Below are 16,217 nucleotides of genomic sequence, written 5' to 3'. Positions count from 1 at the left end.
CGGCCCGTGCAGCGCGTGGGGCGGCGGCTCAGGCGATGCGGACGAGCGGCGACAGCCGCGACGAGGTGTCCCGCGCTCCCGCGAGCCCCGCGCCCTCGAGCCAGTTGCCGAGCATGCGGTAGCCGCCCTCGGTGAGGACCGACTCGGGGTGGAACTGCACGCCGACGATGGGCGCGGCCTCGTGACGCAGGCCCATGATCACGCCGCCCTCGGTCCGCGACGTGACGACCAGGTCGGACGGGACGGTGCCGTCGACGACCGCGAGCGAGTGGTACCGCGTGGCCGTGAACGGCTGCGGGACGCCGAGGTAGAACTCGCCGTCATCGTGCGTGACCAGGGACGTCTTGCCGTGCATGAGCTCCTCGGCGTTGGTGACCGTGGCCCCGAACGCCTCGGCGATCGCCTGGTGCCCCAGGCACACGCCGAGCAGCGGAGTGCCCGACTCGAGGGCGGCCGTCACCGTGGGGATGGAGACGCCCGCCTCCGACGGCTTGCCGGGCCCGGGCGACACGAGGACGGCGTCGTACTCCGAGATCACGCCCGCCATGTCCGCGGCCGCGTGGTCGTCGTTGCGCATGACCACCGTCTCGGCGCCCAGCTGCTGCAGGTACCCGTTGAGCGTGTAGACGAAGCTGTCGTAGTTGTCGATGACGAGTACGCGGGTCACTGATGCACCGTGACTTCCTGGGTGTTGACGATGGAGTCGACCCAGGGGAAGACCCAGGTGACGAGCGAGAAGAGGACGGCTGCGAGCAGCACGACGAGGATCAGCAGCCGCACCCACACGGGCCCGGGGAGGATGCGCCAGAACGCCGCGTACACCGTCAGCCCGCCTGCGCGAACGACGTGCCGGCCAGGGAGGCGGGCTTCGCGGTGTCCGAGCGCGGCTGCCACGACTCGAAGACGCTGTACGCGACCACGCGCTCGGCGGCCGAGAAGAGCGGGTTGCAGCTCGTCATGGTGAGGATGCGGTCCCCCGGCTGCGCGTCGGGTGCCTGCGGCACCTCGTTGAGCACGTCGACTCCGGTGGGCTTCACGTACTCGAGTGTACGGAAGCGGTACGTGTACCAGCCGTCCTGCGTCTCGACCACGATGGCGTCGCCGACCCGGAGGTCGGTGATCTGGTTGAAGGGCTTCCCGTAGGTGGTGCGGTGCGCCGCCACGGCGAAGTTGCCGATCTCCCCGGGCATCTGCGTCTCCCGGTAGTGGCCGACCTTGCCGAGGTTGAGGACGTTGCCGAGCCCCACGCCGGTCGCGACCGGCACCACGTAGTCGGGGCCGAAGCGCGGGATGTAGATGTTGCCGAAGTCGGTGGCGTCGCTCGCGGGCGCCGTGGTGATGACCGGATCCCCGGGAGCGGCGGGCGAGGCGTCGGGCTCCGCAGGGGCCTCGGCCTCCGGTGCCGCCGTCGCCCAGCTGCGACTGTTCTCGAGCGCCTGGTCGCGCTGGCCGCTGCTCACCACGATGTCGTTGAACCACAGCTGCCAGCCCAGGAACAGCATGATGAGCACGCCGGCCGTGAGGAGGAGCTCGCCGAGGACGCCGACCGTGCCCAGCACCACGTCGTTCCGCCGACCGCGGCGCCGCGTCGCGCGGCGGGTGGGGGCGGGATCCTGTGCGGTCATGTGCCGATTGTAGGTGGCCCGCATGCACGGGACGCCTCGCCGGGAGCCCCTCGGGAAGCGGGCATCCTCCCGGCCCGGTGGAGGAGGGTACCGGTAGGATCTCGGCATGGCCCGCGACAAGACGACGAGACCCTCCCGCCAGGAACGCGTGCGCGACGAGGACGCCCCGAACCCGGTGTGGTTCAAGCCCATCATGTTCGGCTTCATGCTCGTGGGCCTCGCCTGGCTGATCGTGTACTACGTCAGCCTCAACGCCTTCCCCATCCCGGACCTCGGCGTCGGCAACATCCTCATCGGCTTCGGTCTGATCCTGGTCGGCTTCCTCATGACCACCAGGTGGCGCTGACCGCAGCGCACCCCTCCCGAGCCCGTCACCCCACCAGGTGGCGGGCTCGTCTGCATCCTGGGCAGCGCCGGCCGGGACGTTGTCCACAGGATCCCTGTGCACAAGCCTCCACACATGTGGACAACCATGTGGGCTCCGACGTGGTCCTCCGTCGCCGAGGCGGGTTACCGGCGGAAGCGCGTGCTCGTCGGGATCCACGGCTGGAGCCGCCCGGATCCGGCTCCTGCCGGACCAGCCCGGCGGCCCGCTAATCACACGCGTGTAACTATCCCCACTGTGGACTGGCCTGTGGATAACCTCGGGCCGCCGCGTGATGGCGGCGATGCGCGCCTCGGAGCGCTCGGGGCATGACGGCTCGTCTGCCTCCAGGGGAGACGAACGAGCCCGAGGGGTCGGGGTCAGATGGCGACGGGGACGACGGCCGCCGCCACCACGAGCGCCGCGGCGAGGCCCACCAGCGAGCCGATCTGGAGCCCGTGCTGGCGGGCGTCCCGCGTGCGCAGGAGGATCAGCGCGACGGCCGCCCCGGTGAGGAGTCCGCCGACGTGCGCCTGCCAGGAGACGCCCTGGACGATGAAGCCCAGCAGCAGGTTGAGCACGATGATGCCGAGCAGCGGTCCGACGTTGCCCCCGAGCTTCCGGGCGAGCACGAAGTACCCGCCCATGAGGCCGAAGATCGCGCCCGAGGCGCCGACGACGGCCGTGAGCGGGTCGCCCATGGCGGCGCCGAGGACCTCGACGGCCAGGGATCCGCCGATGGCCGACAGGAGGAAGAGAGCCAGGAAGCGGGCACGTCCGAGCATGGGCTCGAGGACGCGTCCGAAGACGAAGACCGACAGCATGTTGAGCAGGATGTGGAAGATGCTGTCCGGGGAGTGCGTGAACGCGCTCGTGAGCATGCGCCACGGTTCGTAGTCACCGGAGGCGAGGCTGCCGTACACGGGTGCGAACCACAGCGACGTGGTCACGTAGCCGCCGACGACGGGCAGGACCTGCAGGACCCAAACCACGGCACAGACCGCCATGATCGCGTACGTCACGACAGGAGCGGAACTCCGCCTCATCCGCGTGACGAACGGGGCCCGTGAGCGAGGAGCGGTGCGGCGCTGCTCCTTCATGTCCTCCGGGCAGATCACCCCGACGGCGGCCGGCGTCTGGCACTCCGGGCAGATGGTCCGCCCGCATCGCTGGCACAGCACGAAGCTCTGCCGGTCGGGGTGCCGGTAGCAGCGGTCGGCCGCCGTACGGGGTGAATCGGTCATCAGACCTTCTCGACGGTGACGCTCTCGATCACGACGTCCTCGCGGGGACGGTCGCGGCCGTCGGTCGCGACGGCGTTGAGCGCGTCGACGACCTTTCGGGAGGCCTCGTCGGCGACCTCGCCGAAGATCGTGTGCTTGCCCTGGAGCCACGTGGTGGGCGCCGTGGTGATGAAGAACTGCGAGCCGTTGGTGCCGCGGCCGCCCTGGGTGCCGGCGTTCGCCATGGCGAGGATGTAGGGCTTCGAGAAGTCGAGGTCGCGGCTGATCTCGTCGTCGAACTGGTAGCCGGGGCCTCCGGTGCCCTGGCCCAGCGGGTCGCCGCCCTGGAGCATGAAGTCCTTGATGATGCGGTGGAAGACGACGCCGTCGTACAGCGGGTCGGTCGACTTCTTGCCGGTCTGGGGGTGGGTCCATTCCTTCTCGCCCGTGGCGAGGCCGACGAAGTTCTCGACGGTCTGGGGCGCGTGGGACCCGAAGAGGTTGAGGACGATGGTGCCGTGGTTGGTCGTCATGGTGGCGACGTGAGTGTGCGCAGACATGGAGCCATGGTCTCACGGCGGAGCTGGGACTCGGCGGACGCACAGGCTCCGTCGTGTTTGCCCGCGGAGGCACCCGTGCCAGACTGGGATTCCTGGCGAAATCACACCGATGGAGGTCCCCTTGGGTCTGTCACGCAAGAACAAGAAGGAGTTGGCGAAGCTCCGCACCCACGCGGCCGCCGTCCTCAAGGAGCAGCGCGAGGTCCTCGACCGGGCCAACGTCGTCGTGGCCGAGGCCGCGCACACCGCGCGCAAGCTCTCCGACCAGCACGTCGCCCCCGCCGTCAAGCGCGGCGTCGACGACCACATCCGTCCCGGCTACGAGGCGGGCGCCGAGCGCGTGCGCAGCGCCGCCGACTCGGCCTACCGGGGCTTCACGCACACGGTCCTCCCCGCCGTCGCGGGTGCCGCGGGTTCCGCGGTCGCCGCGACCGAAGGCATCCGCAACAGCAAGCAGGTCAAGGACGCCGTCACGAAGGCCGGCAAGGTCTCCTCGAAGGCGCAGGAGTTCGGCAAGCACTACGTCGACAACGGCCGCAGCTACGTGGGCCGCTACGTGCCCGCCGTCGCGCCCGTGGCCGCGAAGAAGGGACTCGGCTTCGGCGGGGTCGCCCTCATCGGGCTCGGCGTCGTCGTCGTGGGCGGCGTCGGCTACGCGCTGTTCCAGACGTTCCGTGCAGACGACGACCTGTGGATCGCCGACGACGAGCCCGAGGCCGTGGACGCGACCGCGAAGGACCAGCCCGCGAGCTGATCACCGCACGTCGATCGCCACGCGATCCCCCGAAGGCCCGGACACCGACAGGTGCCCGGGCCTTCGTCGTGGGAAGGACGCGCTCACACCGCATCTGCCGGGAGCGAGCGGGCGTGCTGCCGACGCGGAGCACGGCTCGGAAGCGCTCGAGCCACGAGCGGCCGAGAAGAAGGAGCCCGGAGCGATCACGGGCGTGGTGTGGAGTCACGGGGAATCGAACCCCGGACCTCCTGCTTGCAAAGCAGGCGCTCTACCAATTGAGCTATGACCCCGATCGGCGAGCGACGGATCGCAGGGCGACCGGCCGACTCGATTCCCGCCACGCCCCCGGATCACGCGGATCCGGGGGTGTTGGTGGGGATACCAGGATTTGAACCTGGGACCTCTTCATTATCAGTGAAGCGCTCTAACCAACTGAGCTATATCCCCATCGGGCAGGTACACGTTACCGTACGCCTGCCCGTTTCTCCCAATCGGCTACGCGTTGGTGAAGCCGACGAGCACACCGCCGGTGATGCGCACGCTGAGGTTGTACAGCAGCGCGGCCACGGCACCGAGGACGGTGCCGACGACGATGTTCAGCACGGCCACGACGATCGCGAAGCCGAGGACCTGACCCAGGCCGAAGACGTCCTGGAGCGAGAAGTCCGCGGATCCGGAGACCTCCTGGAACAGCTGGTCCACCGTCCCGAACACGTTCGTGGTCTGCAGGACCACGTAGATGAGGAACGTCGCCACGACGGTGATGATGCCGAGCACCACGGAGAAGAGGAACGCGAGCTTCAGCGCCGACCAGAAGTCGACGTACACGAGCTTGAGACGCACCTGCTTGGTGGTTGTCGCTCGCGACGACTTCTTCGCGAGCTTCTCGGCGACACTACTCATCGGGTGTTCCCTTCCCAGCAGCGGTACCGTCGGACGCGTCGGGCGCAGCTTCGGGGACCACCAGGTTGCGTTCGGAGTTCTTGGCCAGTGAGATGATCCTGTCGTCGTCCGCGAATCGGGCGAACACGACACCCATGGTGTCTCTGCCCTTCGCCGGGACCTCGGCCACGGAGGAGCGTACCACCTTGCCGCTGGCGAGCACGACGAGGATCTCGTCCTCCTCGCCCACGATCAGCGCGCCGGCGAGGTCGCCGCGGGCCTCCTGCAGCTTGGCCACCTTGATGCCCATGCCGCCGCGGTTCTGCACGCGGTACTGGTCGGCCGCGGTGCGCTTGGCGAAGCCGCCCTCGGTGACGACGAAGACGTATCCCTGGTGACCGACGACGGAGGCGCTCAGCAGCGTGTCGTCCCCGCGGAACGACATGCCCTTCACCCCCGACGTCGAGCGGCCCATCGGACGCAGCGCCTGGTTGTCGGCGGAGAAGCGCAGCGACATGCCCTTGCGGGACACGAGGAGGAGGTCGTCGTCCTCGTCCACCAGGAGCGCCGACACGAGCGCATCGCCGTCGCGGAGGTTGATCGCGATGATCCCGCCCGTGCGGTTCGTGTCGTACTCGGTGAGCGCGGTCTTCTTCATCAGGCCGTCGCGGGTGGCGAGCACGAGGTACTGCGCCACCTGGTAGTCGCGGATGTCGAGGACCTGCTGGATCTCCTCGTCCGGCTGCATGGCGAGCAGGTTGGCGACGTGCTGGCCCTTGGCGTCGCGTCCGGCCTCCTGCAGCTCGTACGCCTTGGCCCGGTAGACGCGCCCCCTGTCCGTGAGGAAGAGGAGCCAGTGGTGGGTCGTCGTGACGAAGAAGTGCTCGACCACGTCGTCGGCCCGCAGCTGCGCGCCGCGCACGCCCTTGCCGCCGCGGTGCTGGCTGCGGTAGTTGTCGATGCGCGTGCGCTTGATGTACCCGCCGCGCGTGACCGTGACCACCATCTCCTCCTCGGGGATGAGGTCCTCCATGCTCATGTCGCCGTCGAAGCCGAGCATGATCTCCGTGCGCCGGTCGTCGCCGTACTTGTCGGTGATCTCCTGCAGCTCGGTGCTGATGATCTCCCGCTGCACGGACGGCGTCGCCAGGATGTGCTTGTACTCGGCGATGCGCTCCTCGAGCTCGGCCGCCTGGTCCTGGATCTTCTGGCGCTCCAGCGCGGCGAGCCGGCGGAGCTGCATCTCGAGGATGGCGTTGGCCTGCAGCTCGTCGATGTCGAGCAGCTTCATCAGGCCGCTGCGCGCGACCTCGACCGTCTCGGACCGGCGGATGAGGGCGATGACCTCGTCGAGCGCGTCGAGCGCCTTCAGGTAGCCGCGCAGGATGTGGGCGCGGGCCTCGGCCTCGTTGAGCCGGTACTGGGTGCGGCGCACGATGACGTCGACCTGGTGGTCGACCCAGGCGGAGATGAAGCCGTCGAGCGCGAGCGTCCGCGGGATCCCGTCCACGATCGCGAGCATGTTCGCGCCGAAGTTCTCCTGGAGCTGCGTGTGCTTGTAGAGGTTGTTCAGCACGACCTTCGCGACCGCGTCGCGCTTCAGCACGATGACGAGGCGCTGGCCGGTGCGGCCGGAGGTCTCGTCGCGGATGTCCGCGACGCCGCCGAGCTTGCCGTCCTTCACGAGCTCGGCGATCTTGATCGCCAGGTTGTCGGGGTTCACCTGGTACGGCAGCTCGGTGACCACGAGGCACACGCGGCCCTGGATCTCCTCGACCGCGACGACCGCGCGCATCGTGATGGACCCGCGGCCCGTGCGGTAGGCGTCGATGATGCCCTTGGTGCCGAGCACCTGCGCGCCCGTCGGGAAGTCGGGCCCCTTGATCCGCTCGAGGAGCGCCTCGAGGAGCTCCTCCCGGTTCGCGTCCGGGTGGGCGAGCAGCCACTGGGCGCCGGCGGCGACCTCGCGGAGGTTGTGCGGCGGGATGTTGGTGGCCATGCCGACCGCGATGCCGACGGATCCGTTGACCAGCAGGTTCGGGAAGCGCGACGGCAGGATCTTCGGCTCGAGCGTGCGGCCGTCGTAGTTGTCCTGGAAGTCGACCGTGTCCTCGGTGATGTCCCGGACCATCTCCATGGCGAGCGGGGCCATCTTGGTCTCGGTGTACCGGGGGGCGGCCGCGCCGTCGTTGCCGGCCGAGCCGAAGTTGCCCTGGCCGAGCGCGAGCGGGTAGCGCAGGCTCCACGGCTGGACGAGGCGCACGAGCGCGTCGTAGATGGACGAGTCGCCGTGCGGGTGGAACTGGCCCATGACCTCGCCGACCACGCGGGCCGACTTGAAGAACGAGCGGTCGGGGCGGTAGCCGCCGTCGTACATGGCGTAGATCACGCGGCGGTGGACGGGCTTGAGGCCGTCCCGGACCTCGGGGAGCGCGCGCTGCACGATGACGCTCATCGCGTAGTCGAGGAACGAGCGCTGCATCTCGAGCTGGAGGTCCACCTGCTCGATGCGGTCGTGGGTGACGACGACCGTGGCGTCGGGGTCGATGATCGCGCCCGGCAGCGAGTCGGACGCCGCGGCGGCGGAGGACGCCGGCGTCACGCCCTCCTGCGGCAGGGCGTCGTCGGTCGACGGCGCCTGCGCGTCGTCCGGGGTCGCCCCCGTGCCCTGCTCGTCGTCCGGAGTGATGTCGTCGGCCATGGAGGTCCCGTTCAGATGTCGATGGAGCGTGGGGGCGGTGCCGGGCGGCGGTCGGGATCGGGCCGGACCGCCGCCTGGTCGATCAGATGTCGAGGAACCTGACGTCCTTGGCGTTGCGCTGGATGAAGCTGCGGCGGGACTCGACGTCCTCGCCCATCAGCGTCGAGAAGGTCTCGTCGGCGCCGGCGGCGTCGTCGAGGGTGACCTGCATGAGCGTGCGCGTGGCCGGATCCATGGTCGTCTCCCACAGCTCCTTGTAGTCCATCTCGCCGAGGCCCTTGTAGCGCTGGATGCCGTTGTCCTTGGGGATCCGCTTGCCGTTCGCCTGGCCGTGCGCGAGCAGCGCGTCGCGCTCCGCGTCCGTGTAGACGTACTGGTGGTCGGCGTTCGACCACTTCAGCCGGTACAGCGGCGGCTGCGCGAGGTAGACGTAGCCGAGCTCGATGAGCGGCCGCATGTAGCGGAACAGCAGGGTGAGCAGCAGGGTCGTGATGTGCTGGCCGTCGACGTCCGCGTCGGCCATCAGCACGATCTTGTGGTACCTGACCTTCTCGGCGTTGAAGTCCTCGCCGATGCCCGCGCCGAACGCGGTGATCATCGACTGCACCTCGTTGTTCTGCAGCGCACGGTCGAGGCGCGCCTTCTCCACGTTGAGGATCTTGCCCCGCAGCGGCAGGATCGCCTGCGTCGTGGGGTTCCGGCCCTGCACCGCGGATCCGCCGGCCGAGTCGCCCTCGACGAGGAACACCTCGCTGAGCGCGGGGTCCTTGCTCTGGCAGTCCTTGAGCTTGCCGGGCATGCCGCCCGACTCGAGCAGCCCCTTGCGACGGGTCTGCTCGCGCGCCTTGCGGGCGGCGAGCCGCGCCTGCGACGCCTGCATGCCCTTGCGGATGATGTCCTTGGCCTGCGCCGGGTTCTTCTCGAACCAGTCGCCGAGCTGCTGCCCGACGATGCGCTGCACGTAGGCCTTCGCCTCCGTGTTGCCGAGCTTGGTCTTCGTCTGGCCCTCGAACTGCGGCTCGCCGAGCTTGACGGAGATGACGGCCGTGAGCCCCTCGCGGACGTCGTCGCCCGTGAGGTTCTCGTCTTTCTCGCGGAGCAGCTTGTTCTCGCGCGCGTAGCGGTTCACCAGCGTGGTGAGCGCCGCGCGGAACCCCTCCTCGTGCGTGCCGCCCTCGTGCGTGTTGATCGTGTTCGCGTAGGTGTGGACGCTCTCCGTGTAGGAGGTGGTCCACTGCATCGCTACCTCGAGGCTGATCTTCTTGACCGTGTCCTCGGACTCGAAGGCGATGACGTCGGTGTTGACGACCTCGGTCTTCTTCGCCTTCACGAGGTGCTCGACGTAGTCGACGAGGCCGCGCTCGTAGAGGAACTTCTCCGTGCGGTGCTCCGCGGGGTCGCCCGAGCGCTCGTCGTGCAGCGTGAGCGCGAGCCCCTTGTTGAGGAACGCCATCTGCTGGAAGCGCGCGCGGAGGGTGTCGTAGTCGAACTCGACCGTCTCGAAGATCTCGCGGCTCGGCCAGAACGTGATGGTCGTGCCGGTCTCGGTGGACCCCTCGCCCTTCTCCAGCGGCGCGTCCGGCACCCCGATGGTGAAGCTCTGGCGCCACACGGCGCCCTGGCGGCGGACCTCGACGTCGAGGCGCTCCGACAGCGCGTTGACCACGGAGCTGCCGACGCCGTGCAGGCCGCCGGAGACCGCGTACCCGCCGCCGCCGAACTTGCCGCCCGCGTGGAGCTTGGTGAGGACGAGCTCGACCGTGGAGATCCCCTCGACCGGGTGGACGTCGACGGGGATGCCGCGGCCGTCGTCGACGACGCGGATGCCGCCGTCACGGCGCATGGTGACCTGGATGTCGCTCGCGTAGCCGGCGAGGGCCTCGTCGACGGAGTTGTCGACGATCTCGCTCACCAGGTGGTGCAGGCCGCGCGGTCCGGTGGACCCGATGTACATGCCGGGCCGCTTGCGCACGGCCTCGAGGCCCTCGAGCACCTGGATCTCGTTGGCGCCGTAGTCGTTGCTCACCTGCTGGCGGGTGATGTGGTCGGAGTCGTTGTGCGTCTCCTCGACCTCCACCTCGTCGGTGGTGGAGTCGTCGGGGAGGTCCTGTGAGGCATCCGATGTCATGAAGTGGTGGCTCCTGCCGCGTCGACGCGCCCCTGCCCGACGGCGGTCGCGCACCGATCACCAGGTGATCCGCCGACCGTCGTCCCTGGACTGCGGGCGACCATTCATTCTATCGCAGGAGTACGCTCCGCACCTCCTATCCGGCCGTCTGACGCGCTTTCGCGGCGGGGGTGACCTGATTCGCCTCCCTAGCCGTAGGTATCGCGCGGGCCCCGCCCTGGGATCGACCTGGGACCCTTTTTCCAGGACGGGGCGTTCGGCCCCTGGAAGCGGATCGACCGGATGCCGGCGTCGGGGAAGCGCTCCGCGATGCGCGTCGTGATCTCCACGCGCATCAGCCGCAGCTGCGTCGCCCACGCCGTCGACTCGCACTCGACCGTCAGGAGACCGTCCTCGATGCCGACAGGAGAGGAGTGCACGGCGGTCTCCTCGCCGGCGATGGTGGTCCACGCGGCCATGAGCTCGGCCTGCGAGAGCGAGGAGGTCCACCCCATCCGCGAGGTGAGCGAGTCCATCACGTTGCCGAGCGAGTCGGGATCCCGCCCGGGCTGGAACGGGGAGCTGCCGGCCTTCTGCTCGCGCCGCTTGCGCGCCGAGGGCGAGCGGACGGACGCATCGCCGAACACGCGGCGGAACCGGCGGTAGACGGCGACGGCCTCGGACTCCGGCATCGGGCCGCCGTCGGGGGCGCGGGGGATCACGCCACTCCCCCGTCGACGCGCGGCGATGCCGGCACCGCCGCCGTGGGAGCGTCGACGATCTCGCCGGCCCGGATGTGCACGGCGTTGGCCGCGAGGTGCGCCGGCACGTCCTCGAGCACCGCGGCCGTGATGAGCACCTGCTCGAAGCCGGTCACGGCCTCCGCGAGACGCCCGCGCCGAGCCTGGTCGAGCTCCGCGAACACGTCGTCGAGGATCAGCACGGGATCGCCCGTCTGCGAGTCCCGTCGCAGCAGTTCGGCCGACGCCAGCTTGATCGCGAGGGCGAACGACCACGACTCCCCGTGGCTGGCGTAGCCCTTCGCGGGTAACCCGTTGAGCCGGAACAGGACGTCGTCACGGTGCGGGCCGACCAGGGTCAGCCCGCGCTCGAGCTCCCGGGGGCGCATGCGGGCGATCGCCGCGGCGAAGACCGGCACGACGTCCTCGGTCCTCGTGAAGCGGGCTCCGTCGCGCGCGCCCGTCTCGTCGACGATGTCGTCCTCCCCCGGGTCGTCCGCGAGGATGCTCAGCTCCGGACGCGCGGACGGTCCGTGATCGGATCCCGCCACCGCCAGGTACGCGCGGGCGAGCTCCGGCTGCAGCGCCTCGACGAGCGCGCCGCGGGCCGCGATGATCTGCGAACCGATGGACACCAGCCGCTCGTCCCAGATGTCGAGCGTGCCGAGCTGGTCCGCCTTCATCCCGCGTGCGCGCGCGGACTTCAGCAGCGTGTTGCGCTGCTTGAGCGCCCGCTCGTAGTCGGAGAGGACCCCCGCCAGCCGCGGGGTCCGCAGCACGAGCAGCTGGTCCAGCAGCCGGCGCCGGCCGGACGGATCGCCCCGCACGAGCGCCAGGTCCTCCGGCGCGAACAGCACGCTCGAGAAGTACCGCGGCAGCTCGCGCGGCTTGGTCGGCGTGCTGTTGACCTGAGCCCGGTTGGCCGCCGAGCGGTTGATCTGCACCTCGACCCGGAGTTCCCGGCCGGCGTGCTGCAGCAGCGCGCGGATCACGGCGGACTCCGCGCCCTGGCGGATGAGCGCCTGGTCGGTGGAGACGCGGTGCGACCCGAGCGTGCTCAGGAAGCCCAGCGCCTCCACCAGGTTCGTCTTGCCCTGCCCGTTGCTGCCCACGAAGAGGGTGGCACCGGGCAGGAGCTCGACGTCCGCGCGGGTGTAGTTGCGGAAGTCACCCAGGGAGAGGTGACGGACGATCATCCGGTGGTCAGGACTTCTTCTGCACCGCGTGGCCGCCGAACTGGTTGCGCAGCGCCGCGACCGCCTTCATGGCCGGCGAGTCCTCCTGGCGGGAGGAGAAGCGCGCGAAGATCGACGCGCTGATGGCGGGCATGGGCACCGCGTTGCTGAGCGCCTCCTCGATGGTCCAGCGACCCTCGCCGGAGTCCTGGACGAAGCCCTCGATGTCGGCGAAGCCCGGGTCCTCCTTGAGCGCCTTGACCAGGAGCTCGAGCAGCCAGGAGCGGACGACCGTGCCGCGCTGCCAGGCCTCGAACGTGCCGGTGACGTCCTTGATGATGTCGGTGCGCGCGGCGAGGAGCTCGTAGCCCTCCGCGAAGGACTGCATCATGGCGTACTCGATGCCGTTGTGGACCATCTTCGCGTAGTGACCGGCGCCGGAGTCGCCGACGTGGACGAAGCCCTCCTCGCGCGGGCCCTCGGGACGGAGCGCGTCGAAGACGGGCATCGCGCGCTCGACCTGCTCCTGGGGTCCGCCGACCATGAGGCCGTATCCGTTCTCCAGGCCCCAGACGCCGCCCGAGACGCCGGCGTCGACGAAGTCGATGCCCTTGTCCTTGAGGAGCCCCGCGTGGGCGAAGTCGTCGGTGAACTTGGAGTTGCCGCCGTCGATGACGAGGTCGCCCGGCTCGAGGATGCGGGCGAGGTCGCCCACGACGTTCTGCGTCACCTTGCCGGCCGGGACCATGACCCAGACCAGACGGGGTGCGGGGAGCGCGGCGGCGAGGTCGTCGAGCGTCGCCACGTCGGAGACGTCGGGGTTCGTGTCGTAGCCGGTCACCTCGATGCCGTTCTTCTCGAGGCGCGCGCGCATGCGGGCGCCCATCTTGCCGAGTCCGACGAGTCCGATGTGCATGTTCTCTCCTTGATCGCGGTCTAGCGCAGCAGCAGGTTGGGCTGCAGCAGGTACCGGTAGTTGTCTGCTCCAGCCTGGTCCTTCGACGACTGACTGGTGATCAGCACGGGACCGGGCTTGTTGGGGTTGTCCGTCTTCGTGAACGAGAGGCGGACGAACTCGGAGTGGACGGCACCCAGGCCGTCCAGCAGGAACTGCGGCTTGAGCGAGACCACGGTGTCCACGCCGGTGAGGAGGGCGTCGATGCTCTCCGATGCCTGCGCGTGCTCGGAGCCGATGGCCTCCAGGGTGAGGCCGTCGATGGTGAAGGTGAAGCGGAGGGCGGCCTCGCGCTCGAGGACGAGCTGCACGCGCCGGGTGGCCTCGATCAGGTCGGCGGTGTTGATGACCGCGTAGTTGTCGACCGTCTCGGGGAACAGGCGCTTGACGGGCGGGAAGTTGCCGCGGATCAGGAGCGAGGTGACCGTCTTGCGGTCGGCGCTGAAGGCGATGAGCTGGCGGTCGTCGGTGTCGGTGATGGCGACCGAGATCGTGCCGCTGTGGCCGAACGTCTTGCCGATCTCCTGCAGCGTGCGCGCGGGCACGAGGGCGGTGCGGGTGGTGCCGTCCGTCGTGGAGTCACCGCCGTCCCAGTCGATCTCCCGCACCGCGACGCGGTACCGGTCGGTCGCGATGAGGCCGAGGCTGGTCTCCCCCACCTCGAGCTGCACGCCGGTGATCACGGGCGTCACGTCGTCGCGGGAGGCCGCGACGGCGACCTGGGACACGGCAGCCGCGAACTGCTCGGCCGGCAGGAGCCCGGACTGCTCGGAGATCTGCGGCAGGGTCGGGTACTCCTCGACCGGCATGCTCAGCAGCGTGAAGTGCGCGGACCCGCAGGAGACGCTGATCTTGGAGTCCTCGGTGGTGAAGCGCACGGGGGCGTTCGGCAGCCGGTTCGCGATGTCCGCCAGGAGGCGCCCGGAGACGAGCACCCGGCCGGACTCCTCGATGTCGGCCTGGATCTGCGTGCGGGCCGAGACCTCGTAGTCGAACGACGACAGCGTCAGTCCGTCCTCGGTCGCCTCGATGAGCACACCGCTCAGGATCGGGAGGGTCGTGCGCTGCGGCAGGAGCTTGACGGCGAAGGACACCGCCTCGCTGAAGACGTCCCTGTTGACTTGGAACTTCACGTTGTGGACCCCTCGATGAGCGGAAGATTTGTCGGTCAATGCTAGCCGTGCCGACGGGGGCACCCGGGACCGTCGATCCGTCCACACCCTGAGGTTCTTGGGCGACATCCAATGAAGGGTTTAAGGATCAATAGTCTTAACCGCTGTGGAATCTGTGGACAACTCCCGGAGTCCCGGTCATCGAGCGGGAACTACACGTCTGGAAGTTGTGGGACGGGTGTGGAGCGGCCTGGGGAGTCGACGGAACGACGTCGTCGCGATGAGCTCGGTTCCACAGGCGCCGCCCGCGAACCCACATCCGCTCCGGCGGTTCTCCACAGTTATCCACACCTTGTGCACACTGTGGGGAAAGCCCGTTCGAGCAGCTGCGGAGGTCGCTCGAGCACCTCGGACGCCCCTCAGAGGGTCCACCAGGGTCGTCCGTGTCGTGCGGAGAGGACGCTGCCGGTGTGCGCACACCCCTCGCAGCAGCTGGGCCTCGGCTCTCGTCCCGGGTACGACGAAGGGGCCGGACCCCTGGTCCGACCCCTCTCGCTCGCGTCCGCGCCGCCCCGCGCCTCTGAGGCCCCGGAGCGATCGGCGTCACATCTTGCCGTAGCGGTGATTCTGCTTGATCCGGCTCGTGAGCTCCGTCACCTGGTTGTAGATGGAGCGGCGCTCCTTCATGAGCTCGGTGATCTTCTTGTTCGCGTACATGACGGTGGTGTGGTCGCGGTTGCCGAACAGCTGGCCGATCTTCGGCAGCGAGAGGTTCGTCAGCTCACGGCAGAGGTACATGGCGATCTGCCGTGCGGTGGCGACCGCCTGCGAGCGGGAGGACCCGTAGAGGTCGTCGACGGTGAGCTTGAAGTAGGCCGCGGTGTGGTTGATGATGTCGACCGGCGCGATGACGTTGTCCTCGTCCAGCGTGATCAGGTCCTTCAGCACCGTCTGCACGAGCGCCAGGTCGACCGGCGTCTTGTTGAGGCTGGCGAACGCCGTGACGCGGATGAGCGTCCCCTCGAGCTCGCGGATGTTCGACGTGACCTTGGTGGCCATGTACTCGAGGATGTCGTCCGGCACCTGCAGCTTCTCGCTCTGCGCCTTCTTGCGCAGGATCGCGATGCGGGTCTCGAGGTCCGGCGCCTGCACGTCGGTGATGAGGCCCCACTCGAAGCGCGACCGCATCCGGTCCTCGAAGCCTGTGAGGTGCTTCGGCGGGAGGTCGCTCGTGATGACCACCTGCTTGTTGTGGTCGTGCAGCGTGTTGAAGGTGTGGAAGAAGGCCTCCTGGGTGGAGTCCTTGCCCTGGAGGAACTGGATGTCGTCGATCAGGAGGATGTCGTTGTCGCGGTAGCGCGACTGGAACAGCGACGAGCGGTTGTTCGCGATCGAGTTGATGAAGTCGTTGGTGAACTCCTCCGAGCTCACGTACCGCACGCGGATGCCGGGATAGAGGCTGATGGCGTAGTGCCCGATGGCGTGGAGGAGGTGCGTCTTGCCCAGCCCCGAGTCCCCGTAGATGAACAGCGGGTTGTACGCCTTGGCCGGCGCCTCGGCGACGGCGACGGCGGCCGCGTGGGCGAAGCGGTTGGATCCGCCGATCACGAAGGTGTCGAAGCCGTACTTCGGGTTGAGGCGCGAGTCGCCGCGGGAGGGGGACGCCGGGAGACCGGGGTTGTCCGTCGGGGCCGTGATGGTGGGGGTCTCGATGTACGGCTGCTCGGCTGCCGGCTCGGGGTGCTGGGCGAACGCGTCCTGCGCGATCTCGGGGTTCACGACGATGGCGAAGTTGCTCACGCCGGCCGCCTCGTCGAGCGAACCGATGGCGTTGAGGAGGGGGACGCGGATCCGCTGCTCGAGCATCCCGCGCGTCAGGTCGTTGGGCACCTCGAGGTAGAGGGTGCCGGTCATCACGCCCTTGGGCTCCACCAGGCTGATGAACCCGTGCAGCTGCGGGGTGATCCGGTCGTCCGCGGTGAGGGCGGAGAGCACGTTCTGCCAGATCGCGTGCGTCGGGTCGGAGCGGTCGGACAT

15 protein-coding genes and 2 tRNA genes are annotated in these 16,217 nt (G+C 69.1%); 2 read left to right on the top strand and 15 right to left on the bottom strand.

Annotated features, from left to right (window positions below; all coding sequences use genetic code 11):
- Nucleotides 1–28: 28 nt before the first annotated feature.
- From ACT7CP_RS00085 to ACT7CP_RS00075, 3 genes are read right to left on the bottom strand one after another with little or no spacing between them, the layout of a single operon-like run.
- The gene (locus tag ACT7CP_RS00085) at nt 29–667 is read right to left on the bottom strand and encodes an anthranilate synthase component II (RefSeq protein WP_445442852.1); all 639 of its coding nucleotides are present in this window, start codon (nt 665–667) and stop codon (nt 29–31) included.
- Complete coding sequence (locus tag ACT7CP_RS00080; protein WP_413961841.1) at nt 664–822, bottom strand: hypothetical protein; 159 nt, start codon at nt 820–822, stop codon at nt 664–666. The genes ACT7CP_RS00085 and ACT7CP_RS00080 overlap by 4 nt, the downstream gene beginning before the upstream one ends.
- 2 nt (nt 823–824) lie before the next feature.
- Nucleotides 825–1,625 (bottom strand): class E sortase, encoded by an 801-nt coding sequence (locus ACT7CP_RS00075; RefSeq protein ID WP_413961840.1) that lies wholly within the window; start codon nt 1,623–1,625, stop codon nt 825–827.
- A gap of 106 nt (nt 1,626–1,731) precedes the next feature.
- Between ACT7CP_RS00075 and ACT7CP_RS00070 the strand changes: the two genes are divergently transcribed.
- Nucleotides 1,732–1,971: a cell division protein CrgA gene (locus tag ACT7CP_RS00070; protein ID WP_015488825.1), complete on the top strand. Its 240-nt coding sequence runs from the start codon at nt 1,732–1,734 to the stop codon at nt 1,969–1,971.
- 398 nt (nt 1,972–2,369) lie between these two features.
- Here the strand turns inward: ACT7CP_RS00070 and ACT7CP_RS00065 are convergent, their stop codons facing one another.
- Complete coding sequence (locus ACT7CP_RS00065; RefSeq protein WP_445442851.1) at nt 2,370–3,233, bottom strand: rhomboid family intramembrane serine protease; 864 nt, start codon at nt 3,231–3,233, stop codon at nt 2,370–2,372.
- Nucleotides 3,233–3,772 (bottom strand): peptidylprolyl isomerase, encoded by a 540-nt coding sequence (locus ACT7CP_RS00060; protein WP_413961838.1) that lies wholly within the window; start codon nt 3,770–3,772, stop codon nt 3,233–3,235. The genes ACT7CP_RS00065 and ACT7CP_RS00060 overlap by 1 nt, the downstream gene beginning before the upstream one ends.
- A 121-nt stretch (nt 3,773–3,893) precedes the next feature.
- Here ACT7CP_RS00060 and ACT7CP_RS00055 point away from each other — a divergent pair, with 121 nt between their 5' ends.
- The gene (locus ACT7CP_RS00055) at nt 3,894–4,526 is read left to right on the top strand and encodes a hypothetical protein (RefSeq protein ID WP_445442850.1); all 633 of its coding nucleotides are present in this window, start codon (nt 3,894–3,896) and stop codon (nt 4,524–4,526) included.
- Between the two features lie 199 nt (nt 4,527–4,725).
- Here the strand turns inward: ACT7CP_RS00055 and ACT7CP_RS00050 are convergent.
- The 10 genes from ACT7CP_RS00050 to dnaA form a co-directional block, all read right to left on the bottom strand.
- A tRNA-Ala gene (locus tag ACT7CP_RS00050) sits at nt 4,726–4,798 on the bottom strand.
- Between the two features lie 80 nt (nt 4,799–4,878).
- A tRNA-Ile gene (locus ACT7CP_RS00045) sits at nt 4,879–4,955 on the bottom strand.
- 48 nt (nt 4,956–5,003) lie between these two features.
- On the bottom strand, nt 5,004–5,411 hold the full coding sequence (locus ACT7CP_RS00040) for a DUF3566 domain-containing protein (protein ID WP_011931227.1): 408 nt from the start codon (nt 5,409–5,411) through the stop codon (nt 5,004–5,006).
- The gene (gyrA, locus tag ACT7CP_RS00035; RefSeq protein WP_413961836.1) at nt 5,404–8,091 is read right to left on the bottom strand and encodes a DNA gyrase subunit A; all 2,688 of its coding nucleotides are present in this window, start codon (nt 8,089–8,091) and stop codon (nt 5,404–5,406) included. Before gyrA ends, ACT7CP_RS00040 begins: the two co-directional genes overlap by 8 nt.
- A gap of 82 nt (nt 8,092–8,173) precedes the next feature.
- Nucleotides 8,174–10,219 carry a DNA topoisomerase (ATP-hydrolyzing) subunit B gene (gene gyrB / locus ACT7CP_RS00030; protein ID WP_445442849.1) on the bottom strand — a complete coding sequence of 682 codons (2,046 nt, stop codon included), beginning with the start codon at nt 10,217–10,219 and terminating at the stop codon, nt 8,174–8,176.
- 188 nt (nt 10,220–10,407) lie between these two features.
- Nucleotides 10,408–10,920, bottom strand: coding sequence for a DciA family protein (locus tag ACT7CP_RS00025; RefSeq protein WP_012297501.1), 513 nt, complete (start codon nt 10,918–10,920; stop codon nt 10,408–10,410).
- Nucleotides 10,917–12,134 (bottom strand): DNA replication/repair protein RecF, encoded by a 1,218-nt coding sequence (recF, locus tag ACT7CP_RS00020; RefSeq protein WP_445442848.1) that lies wholly within the window; start codon nt 12,132–12,134, stop codon nt 10,917–10,919. The genes ACT7CP_RS00025 and recF overlap by 4 nt, the downstream gene beginning before the upstream one ends.
- 7 nt (nt 12,135–12,141) lie before the next feature.
- Nucleotides 12,142–13,029 (bottom strand): phosphogluconate dehydrogenase (NAD(+)-dependent, decarboxylating), encoded by an 888-nt coding sequence (gene gnd / locus ACT7CP_RS00015; RefSeq protein ID WP_413961833.1) that lies wholly within the window; start codon nt 13,027–13,029, stop codon nt 12,142–12,144.
- 20 nt (nt 13,030–13,049) lie between these two features.
- Complete coding sequence (dnaN, locus tag ACT7CP_RS00010) at nt 13,050–14,201, bottom strand: DNA polymerase III subunit beta (protein WP_413961832.1); 1,152 nt, start codon at nt 14,199–14,201, stop codon at nt 13,050–13,052.
- Nucleotides 14,202–14,783: 582 nt separating this feature from the next.
- Nucleotides 14,784–16,217: a chromosomal replication initiator protein DnaA gene (dnaA, locus tag ACT7CP_RS00005; protein ID WP_413961831.1), complete on the bottom strand. Its 1,434-nt coding sequence runs from the start codon at nt 16,215–16,217 to the stop codon at nt 14,784–14,786.

The sequence above is a fragment of the Clavibacter rahimiani genome, from assembly GCF_052654495.1.
The sequence above is the reverse complement of the archived record's forward strand: the minus strand, read 5'-3'. Positions and strand labels throughout refer to the sequence as shown.